This window comes from Oscillospiraceae bacterium (assembly GCA_035353335.1).
Classification (GTDB): domain Bacteria; phylum Bacillota; class Clostridia; order Oscillospirales; family JAKOTC01; genus DAOPZJ01.
In genome coordinates this window covers 1-2,525 of sequence record DAOPZJ010000117.1, presented here as the reverse complement: position 1 = coordinate 2,525, position 2,525 = coordinate 1, and the positions used below count along the sequence as shown (strand labels likewise).

Here is a 2,525-nt window from a genome sequence, read left to right as displayed (position 1 = left end):
ATATAGCCGCCGATCACAAACTCCTGCCGCCGTTCGCATTTGATCTTGACCCAGTCGCCGCTGCGGCTGCCGGAATAGACCGATTCGGCCTTTTTGCCGACAATCCCCTCCATACCGGCTTTACAAGCCGCTTCAAATCCTGCTTCCCCTCCGTCTTGGACATGCCTGCTGTAGTGCAGATTGTTCGGCGCGTCTTTCATCAGCGCCTCCAACTTTTCTTTACGTTCAAATAACGGGCGGTTGCGCAGATCAACGCCGTCCAGCGCAAGCAGGTCAAAGACGATGTAGGTCAGCGCCTTGCCCGAGGGGCTTCGGATATAATTTTGCAGCGCCTGAAAATCGGTCTTTCCCGAAGCGTCCAGCACGGCCATCTCGCCGTCGAGCACCATTGCCCTGCCCGCCGCAAGGTCGGCAAGCGACGGCACGACGCCTTTAAACTTGTTCGAATAGTCCTTGCCGTTGCGGGTCATCAGCCGCACGGTATTGCCCTCAATAAATGAAACAATCCGGTACCCGTCATATTTGAGTTCAAACAGCCAGTTTTTGCCCGACGGGATTTTATCGGTGAGTTTTGCAAGCTGCACTTCCGTCTTGTCAAAAGGGTTCTTGTCGTTTTTTTCATCCTGTCCCGTCTCGATCTCCTGTACGGTGCGTCCGGTTCGCACGCTTGTGACGAATTCGGAAATCCCGTCGCCCTCTTGGGTATATTCGTCCTTTTCCTTGATCAAAAGCCAGTTTTCACCGTCTTCATCCTCTTTGCCTTTCAGCCGCACGAGCGCCCAGCCGCCCTTCAAGCGCCGCCCTTTCAGGGTAAATTTGAGCGACCCTTTTTCAAGCCCCTCGCCGACGTCGCCTCTTGGTTCCCAGATGCCCTCGTCCCAGAGCAAGACCGTTCCGCCGCCGTATTCGCCTTTCGGGATCGTGCCCTCGAAGTTTTTATAGTCGAGCGGATGGTCTTCCACTTTCACGGCAAGCCGTTTATCCCGCGTGTCAAACGACGGGCCCTTGGGCAGCGCCCAACTCAACAGCACGCCGTTGTGCTCCAGCCGCAGATCGTAATGATCCCGGCTTGCCAGATGGTGCTGGATCGCAAATGAGAGCTTGTCCAAAACCGCCGTTCCGCCCTCCGGCTCTCCGGTGCGGTCGAAATTTCGTTTTTGTCTGTATATATCAAGTCCCGCCATAGATTACGCCGGCTCCTTTTCTTTTTTGACTTTTTCGACGCTCTGTTTGAGCGCCTCCATCAGGTCGATCACCTTGACGGCATTATCGGCCTCTGCCGCGACGACTTCCTTGCCCGAAATCTTGGTCTCGATCAGCGCGCGCAGTTTGGTCTGGTATTCGTCCTGATATTTCGAAGGATCAAACGGCGTATCCATCGAGTTGATCAACAGTTTTGCCATATTCAGTTCGGCTTCCGAGACGTCGGTCTTTTTATATTGTTTTTGCAGTTCCTTGATCTCGTCGGCATAAAACATCGTCGAAATCAACATCCCGTCCTCGCGCGCGATGATCGCCATCAGCGTGTCCCTGGTGCCCATCACGGTCTTGCCGATGGCGATTTTTTGCTCCGCCATCAGCGCCGAGCGCAGCAGCTCAAACGCCTTTTCGCCGCCGGCCTCGGGCGCTGCCTGATAGGTCTTGTCGTAATAGACGGGGGAAATCTGATTCAGCTGCGCAAAGTGCAGAATCTGAATGGACTTTTCTTTTTCGGTCTTGATCTTTTCGATCTCCTCGTCGGTGACGACGACATATTTATCCTTGTCGTATTCAAACCCTTTTTCAATGTCCTCGGAAGCCAGTTCCTTGCCGCAGTGCGCGCAGGTCTTTTTATACCGGATGCGGCTGCTGTCCTCTCTGTGCAGCTGATTAAAATGGATGTCGTTGTCCTGCGTCGCCGTAAACATTGCGATCGGAATCGCGACCATTCCGAATGTGATAACCGATTTATGCGATATCAAAATATAACACCTCCGGGTTAAATCATCCGCAATCGAAATGCTGTTTTCGAGTTGCCGCTTAAAACGCGGCAGCGGGCAAAGCCCGCGCGAATGTTTTTCTGCCTGCGGTTTTACCGCAGCCGCAATACGGTGCAGATCGGTATTATTGTTACCGATTGCCTTATTTTTATATGATTCGGAAAAAGATGAAAAATTTTTCAAAAACCTCTTGACATATTTCTTATTATTCCCTATAATGCCATTATAGGTCATTTTAAGGAGTGTTATTTATGCCTGAAACCTATTACACCGTCGATAAAATCTCGGAGATGCTCTCTTTCCATCCTAAAACAATCCAGCGCTATATCCGCGAGGGCAAACTCCGCGCCAACAAGGTCGGCAAGAGCTGGCGCGTGACCGGCCACGATCTGAGCGTCTTTTTGGAACAAAACCGCCCGGAAAAAGAAACCGAAGAACCGCTTGAGCTCCGCGTCGAGGTCTCTGCGGTCATCGATATGGATGTTTTCGATCCCGAGGAAGCCACCCGCATTTCCAATCTGTTAAACGGCGCCGTCAATTCCAAGC

Annotated in this window: 3 protein-coding genes; 1 reads left to right on the top strand and 2 read right to left on the bottom strand. The window is 52.2% G+C overall.

Features of this window, described 5'->3' with window-relative positions:
- Both PKH29_12820 and PKH29_12815 read right to left on the bottom strand, forming a co-directional pair.
- Window positions 1–1,184: DNA polymerase ligase N-terminal domain-containing protein (locus PKH29_12820; protein ID HNX15722.1), on the bottom strand; the 1,184-nt coding region annotated here is incomplete at its 3' end.
- A 3-nt stretch (window positions 1,185–1,187) separates the two neighbouring features.
- Window positions 1,188–1,961, bottom strand: coding sequence for a Ku protein (locus PKH29_12815; GenBank protein HNX15721.1), 774 nt, complete (start codon window positions 1,959–1,961; stop codon window positions 1,188–1,190).
- A gap of 269 nt (window positions 1,962–2,230) precedes the next feature.
- Here PKH29_12815 and PKH29_12810 point away from each other — a divergent pair.
- Window positions 2,231–2,525 (top strand): helix-turn-helix domain-containing protein (locus PKH29_12810; GenBank protein ID HNX15720.1); only part of this gene is annotated, 295 nt, incomplete at its 3' end.